The following is a 16006-nucleotide window of genomic DNA, read 5'->3' as shown; positions in this document are numbered from 1 at the left end:
GCCATAATAAGAGAAATTAATTATACTCATTAACTTGATAAGAATTTCATATCGGAATTGGCAATGTTAGATTTGAACTGGCTGCGAACCTTCGTAACTCTTGCAGAGGTAAAACACTTTGGTAAAACAGCGACGGAACTGCACATGACGCAGCCGAACGTAAGTTTGCATATCAAGCAGTTGGAGCAAGCCACGCGCACGAAATTGATTGAGCGAAATCCTGTGCAGTTGACGCAAGCGGGGAAGCGTTTGTTAGTTACGGCGCAGCGGATGCTCAATGAGCTGCAAATTTGTCAGTCGGATCTCAATGCCATCAACGATCTTACGCAGGGGACGCTTTCTATTGCGGCGAGCGATATTGTTTCACGTTTACTGCTTATCAAACCATTTCAGCAATTCAAAAGTGAATATCCGGGGATCGACTTGGCATTGTTCAATACCACATCTTCTCAAGCGGTGGATTTGGTGAAAAGTGCGCGTGCCGATATCGGCTTTGTTATCGCACAAAAAGAGAGTCAACCGCTGCATTTTACGCCTCTCACGCAGATTCACTGGTGTGCGTTTGGCGATAACATTTTTGAGTGGCAAGACAATCGAAAAGAGAGCCAGACGCTGATCCTGCTAGGGCACGATACTCGAACCCGAGAGCTGATTGATGCGTCTTTACCTGAACTAAATCTGCCTAAGCATCGCGTGATGGAAGTGGGCAGTGTGGAAGCACAAATCGACTGGGCGGAAGCGGGGTTTGGGACTGCTATTGTGCCGGATTTCTCGCTCGATCCGAGATTAAAGCTTTCTCGTGAAGTTACGCCTTTGCCAAGTTTTCCAAACACTGATTTCGGCTACATCGTGCGTCAAAATCAGGTGTTATCCAAAGCGGCAAAACAGTTGTTGGCTTGGGTTGGCGAGAATGTGTCGGTGGTTGAGGGCTAAGACGATGAAAGAAAAGGCCATGAAAGAGACGAAGATTACGATTTCGCTCCAATCCTTGATTCACCGTATTGGGGGCGACCATGCCAAGCGAGCGAAAACACTCGCAGCAGAAAAACAGTGCGATCTTAAGAGAATTAGACGATCTCGTCACTGGCAAATCTCAGGCGAGGCTTTGGATGTAAAAGCGTTTTTAGAGCATCTCAAAAACGAAGAAGCAGAGACGATGCGATTTGCGATCAACAAGATCGAACAAGCTCTACTTGCTCACCAAGACAAATTGGAACCTTTGGACGTGAAGTTGATACGTTTGGTGAGACAAAACCCAAACATCACCTTAGCGGAGCTGATGGCTGAAACGAACTGCACGTTAGTTCAAGCTCGCACGGCACGATTTGATGCTGAGTTGCTTTAAGATCGGTTTGTGGTTTACTCACTTTATTAACAGATGTTAGGGTACCGATCAAAATCACTCACTAAGACCATTTTATTATGGATATTTGGCAGCTTCTCCTTTTTATTCCTGCTTGCTTTGCTCTCAATATGGCTCCTGGCCCAAACAATTTATTGGCAATGAATAATGCGCGTTGTTACGGCTTTAGGGCCGCGTTTACGGCCAGTTTAGGCAGAATTGCTGCTTTTTCAGCGATGATTGCGTTGTCTGCATCAGGTCTGGCTGTGATTTTGTATACGTCAGAAATGCTATTCTTGGCAATAAAGTTGGTAGGGGCGTTGTATCTACTGTGGATTGCGTTCAACCTTTGGCGTTCAGAGTCCAGCCCGATCTCTGACTTGGACAATTCGCGCAATTACGCAGGACTTGCGAAGCAAGAATTTACGCTTGCTGCTGGCAACCCGAAAGCGATACTTATTTTTACTGCATTCTTGCCGCAATTTGTTGATGCCAATGCCAACGTTCAAGAGCAGTTTTTTGCCCTTGGCTCCACGTTTTTGATATTAGAAATGGTCGCCATTTCAATCTATGCCATCTTTGGTTTGTACTTGAGACACTGGTTTTCAAATCCAAAAATGGCGAAACGTTTCAATCGCGGATGTTCGTTGTTTTTAGCCGCATCAGGTGCGAATTTGCTACTAAGTAAGCAATAACAACACATCATCTCTGTAGATTATTTTTCTATAAAAAAAGCCGCTGATGTTACATCAACGGCTCTTTTCGTTGATGCATCGATTAATTTATTGTTACCACATCAAATCGTCAGGCACGACGAAATCTGCGTATGGATCGTCTTCTGCTGGAATGTCCGATTCAGGTTCTTTTTGTTCGATGATGACGGACTCATCACGTTGAGCAATTTTATTCGCTACTCCACGTGGAATGACAACATAGCTTTCACCAACAATTGCGATTGCCAAAATACCTTTGATCAACTGCTCGCGGATAAGTGAATCTACATAAAGTGATTTCACTAGCGTACCGTGAGTGAAGTTGTATTTGATGTCGCCATCTTTTAAGTCGATCTTGTTCACCTCAATCAATTGATTGATCTGCGCTTTGATCTCTTTATTTAATCGCTCAGCATTTTGTTGCTCGCTCAATTGTTTATCACGCTCTAACTGTTGGCGTTTATTCTCTTCAACCGCCGCTTTTACTTCGCGTGCTTGAACGCGTGATTTTTTAGAGCCTTTCTTCGCTTTCTTTAGTTTCTTTTCATTAACTAAGCCAGCTTTCAGCATTTGTTCTTGAAGGGTAAGTTTTGCCATGTTTTATCCAGTTAGTGCGCAATTTGGGGCATTTTACCCACTATTGCCACTTGTAGTAAATAATAGTGCTTTCTATGGGTCTAAAATGTTTGGTTGGCTTGTTATCTCTTTAATGGAAAGTGCAAAGCGGGCCTTCTCCAAAGCCCGCGAGCATTACTGAAATCTAGGTGGGTTATGGCTGCCACTGTTTAGATGTGACGAGGTTATCCATCACTTTGTTTACCGCTTGATGCGCTTTGTCGACAATGGTGTCTATATCGTTGCGATTCGCGATAAGCGGTGGAGCAAAACCGAGGATGTCACCATGTGGCATAGCGCGAGCGATTAAGCCTTGCTCTAAACAGGCCGCCGCGATTTGCGGGCCTACTTTCAAGTTTGGATCAAAGTGTGCTCGGCGAAGCTTGTCTGAAGAAAACTCCAACGCATGCAACAAGCCAACGCCACGAGTATCACCGACTAATGGATGATCGTTAAACGTCTCTGCCATACGTTGCTGCAAGTAAGCGCCGACTTCGGCCGCGTTTTGCACTAAGCCTTCACGTTCAATGATATCGAGGTTGCAGTTCGCGGCTGCCGCTCCCATTGGGTGACCAGAGTAGGTATAACCGTGTCCGATAGCGCCCCATTGGTCGGTGCCGTTTTCTAGCACACTCCAAACTCGTTCACCGACGATCACGCCAGACAGCGGTTGATACGCTGAGGTTAACCCTTTCGCTACCGTGATGAGATCTGGTTTCATGTCGTAGTGGAGTGAGCCAAAATCGGAGCCGAGGCGACCAAAGCCACACACCACTTCATCCGCAATCAAGAGTACATCGTATTTGTCGAGTACTTTGCGAATCGCCTGCCAGTACCCTGCTGGTGGTGGCACAATACCGCCAGTACCGAGCACTGGTTCCGCAATCATTGCTGCTACCGTTTCTGGGCCTTCTTCCAAGATCATCGCTTCGAGTTGATCTGCGCAATATTGAGAGAATTCAAGCTCAGACATACTCTCGTCTTCACGGCGATAATAATATGGCGCGATGGTATGTTTGATACGCTCAAGTGGTAAATCAAAATGGGCGTGGAACAACGGTAAACCTGTCATTGAACCGGACGCGATACTTGAACCATGGTAGCCGCGGTCACGCGAAATGATTTTTTTCTTCTCTGGTAGACCACGAGCATTGTTGTAATACCACACCAACTTAAGTTGAGTTTCGTTCGCGTCGCTGCCTGACATGCCGTAGTAAACTTTGCTCATGCCTTCAGGCGCCATTTTGATGATGCGATCTGACAGTGTCACGAGCGCTTCGTTCGTATGGCCGACGTAAGTGTGGTAGTACGCCAGTTCTTTGGCTTGTTCATAAATCGCATCGGCCATTTCAGTCCTGCCATAGCCAATGTTCACACAATACAACCCGGCAAAGCCGTCTATCAGCTCGATGCCTTCTGAATCGGTGATGCGTATTCCGCTTCCGCTCGAGATAATTCTTCCCGAAAGCTCCCCGGCCGCATACTGCTTCAGGTGGGTTGAGGCATGAAATACTCTCTGACGATCGATCTCTATAAGTTGTTGGGTTTTGTTACTCATGATCCTTCTCCTCGAATAATTGGATATCCATATTTCGTGCCTCAACTGCCACTGACGGTTGGTAAAGCGCCTAAGCAGCAGTATTTGATTTCGCTGTATTCTTCAAATCCGTGACGGCTTCCTTCTCGTCCAAGACCAGACTGTTTCACGCCGCCGAATGGGATAGGGTGCCCTGTCATTTTGACGGAGTTCACGCTCACCATGCCAAACTCCAAACCGCGCATGCAGTGCCAAATTTGGTGAATATCGTGACCATAAACATAGGCAGCTAAGCCGTACTCAGTGTCGTTGCTCATTTCAATCACGGTATCTAAGTCTTGGTAAGGCAATACGCCTGCCACAGGACAAAAATTCTCTTCGCGATACATCGCCATTTCTGGTGTTACATCGGCTAGCAATGTCGGCGCGAAGAAGTTTTCGCCTGGTACGGGCTGGTGGTATCCCGCTACCAATCGCGCGCCTTTGTCGAGCGCGTCACGCACCAAATCATGCGCTTTATCCACCGCAGTGCGATTAATAAGCGGTCCCATGGTGGTTTTTTCGTCTAAGCCATTGCCCAAAACGATGTGGCTCATTTCTTTGGCAAACGCTTCCAAAAACGCTTCGTACTTATCGTCAGGGACGAAAATACGGTTTGCGGCCAAGCAGTCTTGTCCTGCGGTTTGAAACTTCGCATCCACGGCGGCTTTGGCTGCTTGCTCGACATCCATATCTGGCAGCACGATGAAAGGGGCGTTACCACCGAGCTCCATACTGCACTTCTTCACGGTTTGTGCCGCGTCGCGTAGCAATAGTTTGCCTACTCGAGTTGAGCCTGTGAACGAGAGCGCTTTGACTTTATCGGAGTGACACAAGGCTTGTGACACCATCACCGCATCGCCAGTGATCACGTTAAAGACACCAGGTGGAAAGCCAGCTCGGTCTGCTAACTCTGCCAACGCTAACGCAGAAAAAGGCGTTTCACTGGCGGGCTTAATGAGCACCGGACAGCCTATTGCTAGTGCGGCAGCGGCTTTGCGTGTGATCATGGCATTAGGAAAGTTCCATGGCGTAATCAGTGCTGCGACACCAATCGGCTCGCGCACGGTTGATAGCTGCGCATTCGGAATATGACTTGGGATGGTTTCACCATAGCTGCGGCGTGCTTCTTCGGCAAACCAACGAACAAAGGATGCGCCGTAGTCAATCTCACCTACAGCATCACCTAGTGTTTTTCCTTGCTCCATCACCATCAAATGAGCAAGATCTTGCTTTGATTCTAGAATCAGGTCGTGCCAACGCATGAGAATTTCAGCGCGCTCTTCTGCTTGCATTTTTCGCCATTGACGAAAGGCTTGGTCGGCTTTATCAATCGCTTGATAGAGTTGTTGCTGAGATAGCTTAGTGATGTAACCGATGACCGTGCCATCTGCTGGATTATCCACCGGATGAAATTGATCACCACTTACCCATTTGCCATTTACGTACGCTAAACCTCTCACCAAACGTACGTCTTTCATTATCGCCATCATGTCGTGCGAGGCTTTTAATTCCTCTGCATGTAAGCTGTGCAGTGCTGTCATAAGTCCTTCTCCCAGCATCGTTGTCCATAATGAAACTGTAATGGAGAAGTGACCGAAATAATTTCTGATACCGAGGTTTAAAACGTCAGAACTTTCTTTTTAGTGCCGTTAAATATGGTGTTTTTTCTGTTCACGTCTGATGCGCATTTTCCCTTTTATAACAAAGCGTTTTGGTTTACTTCGAATGTGCCCGCATCACGTTTGATTGTTTTTGTCACAATGTAAGTAAAGTAGCGCTCAATGCCCACATCTGAGTCTAACCAGTTGTCGATAAGCCGCTGATATTGGTCGATATCTTCTGACTGAATTTTAAGGATGTAATCGACACCACCGCCCGTGGCATAGCAATCAGTGACTTCTGGTGAATGTTGAACCAGTTGCTCGAAGCGTTTGAACGCTTGGGCGTTGTGTTCTTTGAGCGTAACTTCAACCATAACCGACGTTCGTTTGAACAAAATATCGGTATTTACTCTTGCTCCGTAGCCTTCAATGATGCCTGCTTCTTCCAGTTTTTTGACGCGCTCCCAGCAAGGGCTCACGGATAGGTTGATGGCCTCGGCAAGGTGAGATTTGGTGATACGACCATTATCATGAAGTATTTGTAGAATTTTTACGTCGTAGCGATCGAGGCGCATTATGAGTCTCCCTGTTGAATACTAATCATTTCATAAAGGCTGATGACTGGTCGCTGTTATAAGGTGCTTTCCAGTTTGCTTCTGGTATGCCATTTGTTTTGATTTCTTTAGTTGGCTTTTCAATCAGCCTATCTCGCCGCAGTCTTCGGCTATAACTGCGATAGTGTCACCGATATTCACCATAGCAGGAAAACGACGTGCCGCGAAAATACCATTGCGCTGTGACTTGTACTCAACGGGGGCGGTACCTGTGCGCTCGGTCGAGAAGATTCTCACTAATACATCTCCCTTTTTGACGGTATCGCCAAGATCAAATAAGTATTCTGTGATGCCGTGGTGCTGGCTTTGCACATAACAACTTGCATCAGGCATATCTAATAACTTAGTTGGTTGGGTTGGTTGTTCGTAGTCACCGGGCAAGTTGCCTGAGAAGCGCAAGAAGTTGCGAATGCCACGGTCGGAATAAGCGATGGTTTCTGGAGTGCTGGTTCCGCCTCCTCTGAGTTCGGTGGTAACAAAGATTTTTCCCTGAGACTCCACGGCAGTGTCATACAGGCTGGTGGCGTCCATTTCGAGCAAGATCATGGTGTAAGGTGCGCCAAACAGTTTTGCACCTAATATGCAGGCTTCTTCTTGATCGAGATTGTCGAGACGATGGGCAGCGGCGAACGGCACGATATCTAACGTTTTACCACCTGAGTGAATGTCTAACGCAAAATCGCACTTAGGAACTAGGTAACGAGTAAAATAATCCGCAATTTTCTCGGTCACTGTGCCTATGGGGTTGCCGGGAAAGCTGCGATTTAAATTCCCTTTATCGATAAACGACGTACGTGAGGCATTTTGTACCGCAGGTAAGTTCATCATGGGTACAATAATGACACGACCTTGGATTTGATCTGCCTGAAGCGAGTTCGTCAATTTTAGCAGGCTGGTGATGCCTTCGTATTCGTCTCCGTGATTACCGCCAGTAAGCAGTGCGGTTGGTCCGTGACCATTTTTGATCACGGTGATAGGTATCATAATACTTCCCCAAGCGGAGTCGTCATGTGAATAGGGCAGCGTTAAAAAGCCGTGCTGTACACCTTCTCGGTCAAAGTCTATGGTGGCTGTGATCGAGCTTTTTTGCATATCAAGTCCTTTTAGTTCTCAGACCTAGCTCAACAGAGCTTGAGGTTTGAAAAATTAGTGTTTAACAAATAAGTGGCGTGGAAAGTCACACAGCGTTTTTGCTCCATCATGGGTAATGACGATACTTTCCGTTGTTTCTAACCCCCAATCTTTGAACCACAGCCCCGGCATAAAATGGAATGTCATGCCTTCTCTCAAGATGGTTTTATCGGTGTCTCGCAAACTCATGGTTCGTTCCCCCCAATCTGGCGGGTAGCTCAAACCTATTGGATAGCCACAACGGGCGCCTTCGCGTGAGAATCCCGCTTTATCGAGAACCTGGTTTAGTGCATTGGCGATGTCGGCGCAGGTATTTCCGGGCTTTGCCACTTTTAGGCCTGCTTCAAGTCCTAAAGTTAGGGCTTCGTCGGCTCGTTTGAACTTGTCGTCAGGCTCGCCAAGAAAAATAGTGCGTGAGAGTGGGCAATGGTAACGGCGGTGCGCCCCTGCGATTTCAAAAAACGTCCCTTCACCTTTCTTGAAGGGTCTGTCATCCCAAGTCAGGTGAGGTGCGGAAGCATCAGAACCTGATGGCAAAAGCGGCACAATCGCGGTGTAATCGCCAAAGTGGTCTTCATGCCCGAGCACGGCTTGGCGGTTAATCTCGGCAACAAGGTGGTGTTTCGGTAATCCTGGTTCAATCATGTCGAACGCGACGCGGTGCATATTTTCAACAATGCGAGCGGCACGGTACATGTACGCCAGTTCTTGATCGGATTTAACGGCGCGGCACCAGTTGACTAGTCCAGTTGCATCGAGAAGTTGAGCATTCGGTAGGTGCGTAGTGAGTGATTCGTAAGCGGTGGCGCTAAAGTAATAGTTATCTTTTTCTACGCCGATGCGACCACGATCCCAAAGGCGCGGAGCCAGTACGGCTTCGACCAGGAAATCCATCGGGTGTAGCGGCGGATTCATTACATAATGGTCTGGATAGTAGGTGATGTTTTCTGCCGACATATACGCAGTCCTGTATGCTCCGTTGGCATCTTGGCAGCGTCCAAACCAAACGGGTTCATCAGATGGACCAACAACGACACATTGTGGCACGTAAAAAGACCACCCATCATAGCCTGTCAGCCACGCCATGTTAGAAGGGTCATGAATGATAAGGACATCCAATTCTCTTTCTTCCATCGATTGCCGAACTTTCGTTAACCGATCCTGGAACTCATCCAGTGTAAAATGCAAAGCAACGCCTCTCATATTTTCTCCTTGTTAGAAATCCGACGCCTTATGGGCCTTCGGAGACGCTGAGGTATTTCTACCTTCTACCAGCTAGCCAGATCTGCGTTAAAAATGATTGCAATTTACCTCTGGGGTTGTATTTGGATTTAACGATGCTGTTTAACATGTTTGTTTAACCCATACATTTCATGTCAATCATTACAATTGTGGTTTATTTTTGTGCATTTCACCTCGTTTTGTGAGTTAAAGTTCGCCATTTGTTAAATGGAAGTTACAATGAGCGTTAAAAATGAATCAATTAAAATATTGTGTCATGACAATTTCTTTGAACCCGATCATTCGGCCAGGCACCGCTAAATACATCTCCATTGGTAACTATCTTGTCGAATGTGTCCGCAGTGGTTATCTAAAACCGGGGACTCGATTACCCACACATCGTGAGTTTGCAGAGCAAATTGGCGTCAGCGTACAAACGGTGAGCCATGCATATGGTTATGCAGAGAAAAAAGGGGCGATCGAGTCTTGGGTTGGGAATGGTACTTTTGTCAAATCAGGTTTTGTGGATGAAAGTACGGACACGGAGTTCATGCTGACACAAGAGATGAAAGAAACGCCGGATGAAATTGATATGTCGATTGCACATCCAGTGGTGACCGATCGCCACATTACGCTTTTTAATCAGGCGTTAATGGAGATTGCTGGGCAAACAAACAATCGTGGTTTGATCAGTAAAGCAAAGCCGGTAACAGGTCAGCCTCATCATATTGAGTCAGGAGCACGATTTCTAAGTAGCCAAGGGTTGGATGTGGGTGCCGATCAAATATTACTCACAAATGGCGCATGCCATGGTTTAACGTTGGCTTTAAGCACAGTTGTTGAACACGGCGATTTAGTTGCTTGTGGTCACTTGGTTGATCATGGCTTGATCTCTCGCTCGAGAATGCTTGGATTTAAGTTGCAACCACTTGAAATGGATGAGTTTGGTATAACGCCGGATGCATTTGAATGGGCATGTAAACACAAACCAATCAAGGTATTGTGTTGCACACCGAGCATGGCTAACCCGACTAGTGCGCATATGGATGTTGAACGCCGAGAGGCGATAGCGAATATTGCGCAGCAATACGACATCTATGTCATTGAAGATGACGTGTATGGAGCACTAGAACCTAACCGTGTCCCACCCCTTGCCACATTGTTACCCGAACAAGCTTTCTATGTCACCAGTTTAACCAAAGTTGTAGCGCCAGGCATGCGCACTGGCTATCTGACGGTCCCACGTCATTTTTTGCAGCACGCGATTGGTCGTTTAGCGGCAACGAGTTGGTCCGCGACTCCATTACCATTTGAAGTCGCTCATTTGTGGATCGAGAACGGTACGTTAAATCGACTTATTCGCTTTCAAGTCAATGAGTTTGCTAAGCGACAGCGAATAGCAAAAGCCGCTTTAGAAGGGCATGTTTATAGCTCGCACCCGAATGGACAGCACATTTGGTTGAGACTACCCGAGCAGTGGAATAGCGATGACCTGGTTGCTTCGGCAAAGCGTTCAGGGGTGCAGATCACGGGATATAAACCGTTTGTTCTCGATACAAATCAGCCAATGCCTTACGTGCGAATCAGCTTGGGAGCAGAAACAAACCGAGGCTACATCAAACACGGGTTATCTGTGATTGCTGAAATTCTCGATACCAACCCTCCCACCTCACACTTTTTGGTCTGAGCGATAGGTTATTTATGCTTTTATCTGATGGGCTTAAACGTTTGTAACTGAGTTTTTTCTTGTCGCCATTGTCTCGGCGATTTCCCCGTCCAACGGCGAAAGTGGCGGCTGAAGACCGCAGTTTCTGCATAGCCCAGTTGCAACGCGATATCGGTAATACTCTGGATATTCTCATGCAATCGCTGTTCGGCGAAATCCTGACGCACTTGTTGTAAAAGCTGCCGATAATTTGTGCCCTGTTGTTTCAGCTTGTTTTGCAGCATTCTCGGATGCAGGTCCAATGCTCTTGCAACGCGCTCAACGCTGCATTCTCCGGTTGAGAGCAGACGGCCAATCATGTTTGCTGCTTGGTCACTGAGATTGTTGGGGTAACGGGTTTGCAGCTCTTTGAGGTGCTGTTGAAAATGGCGCTCTAGTGCGTCTTCATCTTGGTGGTTCCTAGCGTTAAGCAGAGTCGCTTTAAGTAGGATACCGTCAAACTTATCGCCGAAACGCAGTTTGCTCTGCTGGGCAAATTCGCTCTGTTCTGTCTCGAAGCTCGCGTGTTGGGTGAGGTGTAAAGAGAAGTGACTTGCTTCAATATCAAGCAGACTGGCAATAAACATCGCCAGATGCGACACACTGAGCTGCATCAGCTGTGGGATACCTCGTTCGCTGTGCACATCAATATTGAGCGACAACCGTACCCAATCATCTTGTGGCGTCATGTTGAGAGTGACCCCTGACGAATGCAGATAGAGAAAATCATTCACCCGCGCCAAGGCTTCACCGACCGTTTGCGCCCGGGAAACCAGCATTGGCAAGTCTCCCAAGCTCTGTAGGTTTTGACGCTCGGCGAGCAACACGCCAAACAGCGGTTGCTGACAACGAGCAGCCGCTTCCTCCAGCAACTCAGCCAGCCTAGGGTAGGCGAGATACGTATCGGGATTGCGAAACTGCGCCGCAGACAGCCCGACGGCAGCCATAATCTCAACCGGATTCTGCCCCAGTTCGGAAACCAAGCTATCAAATTTATCGGCAGCGCCACTTCGTACGATATACATGTCTCGATCTTTAAATGTTAACAGGTTGTAAATCGCAATGTATCAAATTTACTTCGCAAAAGGTCAAGTGAGTGTCAGTGAGTTGATCTAGGTTACATTTTGATAACAACAACGCATGGGTGAGAAGCAGTATGGAACTTATCAATAAAACGGCCATTGTGACTGGGGCGGCTGGTGGAATTGGCCAAGCCATCATTGCAAAGCTGAGAGAGCAAGGAGCCAAAGTGCTTGCTGTCGATATTTCAGAACAATCACTGCAAATGTACACAAGTTTTGACCCAAAGCAGTTGGGAACCTTTGTCGCGGACGTCACCGATTACCAACAAGTTGAAGCTATGGTGAAGTACGCGGTTGAACAGTTTGGCTCGCTTGACATCATGGTTAACAACGCGGGCATCGGTGCACCGAAACCTCTGCTTGACCACGATCCAATTGCCGATTTTGAGCCGATCTCTAAGGTCAACCAAAATGGCGTTTACTACGGCATTCTTGCCTCTGGAAGACAATTCCAAGCGCAAGGCACGCCGGGCGTGATCCTCAATACTTCTTCTGTTTACGCACGAATGGCGTCTGAGATGACCTTTACCTACAACGTCAGTAAAGCCGCAGTCGATATGATGACCAAATGCGCCGCATTAGAACTCGCACCATTGGGTATTCGTGTTTGCGCTGTCGCTCCGGGACGCGTTGATACTCCGATGTTAAGGCAATACGAAGAGATTGGCCTGTGGGACCACATCCGCAAAGAACAGATGCGTCAAAACTTCACACAACCAGAAGAGATTGCTGATGTGGTGGCGTTTCTGGTCAGCGAGAAAGCCAACTGTATCAACGGTTGTACCATCTGCGCATCTGACGGTTTCGAGAATTTTAAGTACCCACTTATGGGATAGGCGAGTACGCCACATTACAGCAATAGCGAGGATGTAAGTTATGTCATTACCAGAAGTTATTCAGCACCAAGATTTCTTATTAACTCTTAATACCAATGAGGAGTCGCTCATCAAAGACGCGTTACCGGGTGTGGATGTTTACCCGTTGTTTCTTGACCCAGAAAACGGTACTTGGGTGATTCGTGCCAAATTCAAACCGGGTATCACTCTGCCTAAGCACTTCCACACTGGCGTGGTGCATTTCTATACGCTGAGTGGCGCTTGGCACTACATTGAGTACCCAGATCAAGTCCAAACTTCTGGTAGCTACTTATATGAGCCGGGCGGTTCGATTCATACCTTTCACTGTCCAGAAGAGTCGGGTGGTGCAGATGGCTTTATGGTGATCCAAGGTGCGAACATTAACTTTGACGACGAGGGTAACTTCATCAACATCATGGATGCAGGTTGGATTGAGCAAGTTGTTATTGCAACAGCGAAAGCACAAGGCTTCACCGCGCGCTACATCAAACCGGGTGCGATTGCTGGCCTAAGCGATGAGCTAGCGGAGTAACCCCATGCAACAGATGAACAGTATCATAATGCAGGATGGTAGTGTCCGCCTGCAGCAAGTCGAAATCCCCAAACCTGCAGCGGGACAAGTGTTGGTTCGCAGCCTTGCCTGTGGCATTTGTGGCTCCAACCTTCACATTACTCGACACGCGGATGAGGTATTTGATGTATTCCACCAGCTCGGGTTGATGCCTGATGAAGCCGGTGAGCACGCTCAAGTGATGTTGGGGCATGAGTTCTGTGCGGAAATTATCGAATACGGTGCCGATACGCAGCAAACGTTGTCCGTTGGTAGCCGAGTCACCTCAGTGCCGATGTTGCTCAGCCAAAATGGCGCGGGCGTTGGTGTTACTCCGGGTACTTATGGCGCTTACTCTGAGTACTTCCTGCTTGATGAAGCGTTATTGCTACCTGTGCCAGACGGAATGCCATCTGAGGCGGCGGCACTGACTGAACCACTGGCGGTCGGTTTGCACGCGGTCAATCGCAGTGAGATCGAGACGGAAGAAACAGCGCTGGTTGTCGGTTGCGGTCCTATAGGGCTGGCTGTGATTGCTGCACTGAAACAACGTGGCGTCAGCAATATTCTTGCGGTCGATCTTCAGGAAGAAAAGCTGCAACTTGCCAGCGAGTTTGGCGCAAATCGATTGATCAACCCGACCAAGGAAGACGAGATCGCCGTTGGTGAGCAGTACGCGATGAACTCACGTCTGGTCATTTATGAGTGTGTGGGTAAGCATACCTTGATTGACGATTTTATGCGCCGCGCTCCTGCCCGAGCGCGAATCGTCATCTCGGGTATCCATACTACACCCGCAATCATCAACTACGCGTACGCGACGGTAAAAGAGCTCGATTTGAGATTCTCTTACTACTACCAACCGCACGAGTTTGAGCAATGCCTACAAGCGATTGCCGAACATACGTTGCCTTGGCAGAAAATGCTCACCGCCAAAGTGGGAATCGACGGTGTCGAAGACGCATTTACACAGTTAATGACGCCAAATGATCACATCAAAGTGGTGATCGAACCTTGGCGCAGCGGCGCGTTAGAAGTGATTTAACTCTTAGCCAGCTTAAGCCAGCCAAAACCAATTTTAGTTTGGTGACAGCCCCAACCGTAGCAGCTAGGTTGGGGCTTTTTTTTGTTAGGCCTGTTCTGCGCATTCCTGTTGCAGAGCAGGGTAATCGGTGTAGCCTCGTTCGTTTCCGCCAAACAACGTTGAGCCATCGAGTTCTGCCAACGGATGGTGATGTTGCAAGCGAGAGACTAAGTCTGGGTTTGCTACGAATGGTCGTCCGAATGCGACAAGATCCGCGTAGCCTTTCTCTAACACTTCGTTTGCTCGTTGAGGATCGTAGCGACCTGCGACAATGATAGCGTTGCGAAAGCGCTTTCTAAGTTCGATTCGAAACGTCTCGGGAATCGTTGGTGCATCGGCCCAATCGGCCTCAGACAAGTGCAAGTAGGCAATGTCGCGCTCCTGTAGCTGTTTTGATGCTTCCAAGATTGTTGGCACGATATCTGGGCAGTCCATATCTTTAAACGTAATGAATGGTGCCAATCTCACTCCAACTCGATGCGCACCAACAGCGGCGATAACTGCATCCACCACTTCGATAAGAAAACGGATACGATTTTCTCGTGAACCGCCGTAGTTGTCTGTTCGATGGTTTGAGTTGGTTCTTAAGAACTGATCGATCAGATACCCATTCCCGCCGTGGATTTCTACACCATCAAAACCCGATTCAATAGCGCGTTTGGCTGCGTTCGCGAAATCACCGACAACTCGGTTGATATCCGCTTGTGTCATGGCGCGAGGCTCAACACAATCGACCATATTGCCGTTGCCTTGTTCATCTGCAATCCAAACTTGCGTCTCTACCGGAGCGAGCGCAGATGGCGCGATAGGCTGTTCACCATTTTGGAATGTTGGGTGAGACACTCTGCCCACATGCCATAGCTGACAAAACATCGCTGCGCCTTGTGATTTGACCGCTTGGGTCACACCCTGCCAGCCCGCCACTTGCGCATCGGTGTAAACGCCAGGGGTGAACGAATAGCCTTGAGAATCGTCCGAAATTTGTGTGGCTTCGGAAATGATCAGCCCGGCAGAAGCGCGCTGTTGATAATACGTTGCCATCATCTCATTCGGGATGTTGCCCGGCTGAGTGGTGCGTGCGCGAGTCATTGGTGCCATGACAATACGGTTTTGTAGTGACAACGCTTTCAGTTGAGCTGGTTCAAACAGCTTATTTGATCTTTGTTGCATGTTGCGCTCCTTAGATAAGTACTGGCACGTTGGTCGCTTTACGAGCGGTTGCCATCCAATGAAGTACGGCTGGATCCCATTGCACTTCGGGAGCACTGAAAAAACCGCGTAGAATAGAGAACATAATGGCTTGGTCAACCAGTGACGTTTGCTTTTCTGAACTTAGGTTGAGCAAGGGTTTGGTTTGTTCTATCAAAGCGGCGACTTCTTTCGCAATCGCAGGTGTATCGTTAATCAAGGCTTCAAAATTTAACGCTTCGGTTTCTTTTTTTGCACGCCATGCTTGTTTAGCGGTTTCTGTTGCAAATTCCGGTAACGTCATGTTTGACCAACGCGGATACCCGACTTTTTGTAGCGGTAAAAACGCTTGTTTTTGCCAGTCTAAAACCGGCGCTGAGGGTTGGCTGCTTTCATTGGAAGATGCCAATTCAAGGAAGTAGTTGATGATGTCTAAGCTTTCCGCCATCGCTTCACCATCGTCTTTGATCAAAAGAGGAACTTGTTTTGCGCCGATGATGTTTGTGGTGGTGCTCTCGTCGTCATAAGCAATGTTGATGACGTCGAGCTGAATATTCAGCATGCCAGCGACAAAACGGACGCGGGCGCTAAAGGGGCAATGTTCATAAATGTACAGTTTCATTTTTTGTTTCCTATTCTCTTGGCTGGGTAGGGCGTGTTGTTGTGCGTTGAACAGCGTTACGGCGTTTAACTTTGCCCTGTCACATAACGTTCTGGGTCTAAA

16 protein-coding genes are annotated in these 16006 nt (G+C 47.9%); 7 read left to right on the top strand and 9 right to left on the bottom strand.

The features are described from left to right. Window positions 1-63: 63 nt before the first annotated feature. The 3 genes from R7E47_RS05490 (at window position 64) to R7E47_RS05480 (ending at window position 2037) form a co-directional block, all read left to right on the top strand. A complete protein-coding gene (locus R7E47_RS05490; protein WP_054702556.1) occupies window positions 64-933 on the top strand; it encodes a LysR family transcriptional regulator in 870 nt (289 codons plus the stop codon). Between the two features lie 19 nt (window positions 934-952). After that, window positions 953-1345: a ribosome recycling factor family protein gene (locus R7E47_RS05485; protein ID WP_262595853.1), complete on the top strand. Its 393-nt coding sequence runs from the start codon at window positions 953-955 to the stop codon at window positions 1343-1345. A gap of 77 nt (window positions 1346-1422) precedes the next feature. Next, the gene (locus R7E47_RS05480) at window positions 1423-2037 is read left to right on the top strand and encodes a LysE family translocator (RefSeq protein WP_017633575.1); all 615 of its coding nucleotides are present in this window, start codon (window positions 1423-1425) and stop codon (window positions 2035-2037) included. Between the two features lie 93 nt (window positions 2038-2130). Here R7E47_RS05480 and R7E47_RS05475 read toward each other — a convergent pair whose 3' ends face one another. The 6 genes from R7E47_RS05475 to doeA form a co-directional block, all read right to left on the bottom strand. Further along, window positions 2131-2652 carry a DUF2058 domain-containing protein gene (locus R7E47_RS05475; RefSeq protein ID WP_005387057.1) on the bottom strand — a complete coding sequence of 174 codons (522 nt, stop codon included), beginning with the start codon at window positions 2650-2652 and terminating at the stop codon, window positions 2131-2133. A gap of 172 nt (window positions 2653-2824) precedes the next feature. After that, window positions 2825-4228, bottom strand: coding sequence for an aspartate aminotransferase family protein (locus R7E47_RS05470; protein ID WP_213891505.1), 1404 nt, complete (start codon window positions 4226-4228; stop codon window positions 2825-2827). Window positions 4229-4269: 41 nt separating this feature from the next. Next, window positions 4270-5790 carry an NAD-dependent succinate-semialdehyde dehydrogenase gene (locus R7E47_RS05465; RefSeq protein WP_318083943.1) on the bottom strand — a complete coding sequence of 507 codons (1521 nt, stop codon included), beginning with the start codon at window positions 5788-5790 and terminating at the stop codon, window positions 4270-4272. Between the two features lie 155 nt (window positions 5791-5945). After that, complete coding sequence (locus R7E47_RS05460; protein WP_054576150.1) at window positions 5946-6425, bottom strand: Lrp/AsnC family transcriptional regulator; 480 nt, start codon at window positions 6423-6425, stop codon at window positions 5946-5948. A 123-nt stretch (window positions 6426-6548) separates the two neighbouring features. Next, on the bottom strand, window positions 6549-7556 hold the full coding sequence (gene doeB / locus R7E47_RS05455; protein WP_005373782.1) for a N(2)-acetyl-L-2,4-diaminobutanoate deacetylase DoeB: 1008 nt from the start codon (window positions 7554-7556) through the stop codon (window positions 6549-6551). A 54-nt stretch (window positions 7557-7610) separates the two neighbouring features. Then, window positions 7611-8798, bottom strand: a complete 1188-nt coding sequence (gene doeA, locus R7E47_RS05450) for an ectoine hydrolase DoeA (RefSeq protein ID WP_005373780.1) — start codon at window positions 8796-8798, stop codon at window positions 7611-7613. 271 nt (window positions 8799-9069) lie between these two features. Between doeA and R7E47_RS05445 the strand changes: the two genes are divergently transcribed. Then, window positions 9070-10503: a PLP-dependent aminotransferase family protein gene (locus R7E47_RS05445; protein WP_080996739.1), complete on the top strand. Its 1434-nt coding sequence runs from the start codon at window positions 9070-9072 to the stop codon at window positions 10501-10503. Window positions 10504-10523: 20 nt separating this feature from the next. Here R7E47_RS05445 and R7E47_RS05440 read toward each other — a convergent pair whose 3' ends face one another. After that, a complete protein-coding gene (locus R7E47_RS05440) occupies window positions 10524-11546 on the bottom strand; it encodes a helix-turn-helix domain-containing protein (RefSeq protein ID WP_115386513.1) in 1023 nt (340 codons plus the stop codon). Between the two features lie 131 nt (window positions 11547-11677). Between R7E47_RS05440 and R7E47_RS05435 the strand changes: the two genes are divergently transcribed. From R7E47_RS05435 to R7E47_RS05425, 3 genes are read left to right on the top strand one after another with little or no spacing between them, the layout of a single operon-like run. Beyond that, the gene (locus tag R7E47_RS05435) at window positions 11678-12439 is read left to right on the top strand and encodes an SDR family NAD(P)-dependent oxidoreductase (RefSeq protein WP_115386514.1); all 762 of its coding nucleotides are present in this window, start codon (window positions 11678-11680) and stop codon (window positions 12437-12439) included. Between the two features lie 40 nt (window positions 12440-12479). Continuing rightward, entirely contained in the window at window positions 12480-12992 is a 513-nt protein-coding gene (locus R7E47_RS05430; RefSeq protein ID WP_104976255.1) for a 2,4'-dihydroxyacetophenone dioxygenase family protein, read from the top strand. A 4-nt stretch (window positions 12993-12996) separates the two neighbouring features. Next, entirely contained in the window at window positions 12997-14055 is a 1059-nt protein-coding gene (locus R7E47_RS05425) for a zinc-binding dehydrogenase (RefSeq protein ID WP_318083941.1), read from the top strand. A gap of 84 nt (window positions 14056-14139) precedes the next feature. Here the strand turns inward: R7E47_RS05425 and R7E47_RS05420 are convergent, their stop codons facing one another. Beyond that, window positions 14140-15264: an alkene reductase gene (locus R7E47_RS05420; RefSeq protein ID WP_262665189.1), complete on the bottom strand. Its 1125-nt coding sequence runs from the start codon at window positions 15262-15264 to the stop codon at window positions 14140-14142. A 10-nt stretch (window positions 15265-15274) separates the two neighbouring features. After that, entirely contained in the window at window positions 15275-15904 is a 630-nt protein-coding gene (gene grxB, locus R7E47_RS05415) for a glutaredoxin 2 (RefSeq protein ID WP_029825713.1), read from the bottom strand. Between the last annotated feature and the right edge of the window lie 102 nt (window positions 15905-16006).

The sequence above is a fragment of the Vibrio sp. Vb1026 genome, assembly GCF_033338745.1.
Classification (GTDB): Bacteria; Pseudomonadota; Gammaproteobacteria; order Enterobacterales; family Vibrionaceae; genus Vibrio; species Vibrio alginolyticus.
Note: the sequence above shows the minus strand (reverse complement) of the source record. Positions and strands in the feature narration are given on the sequence as shown.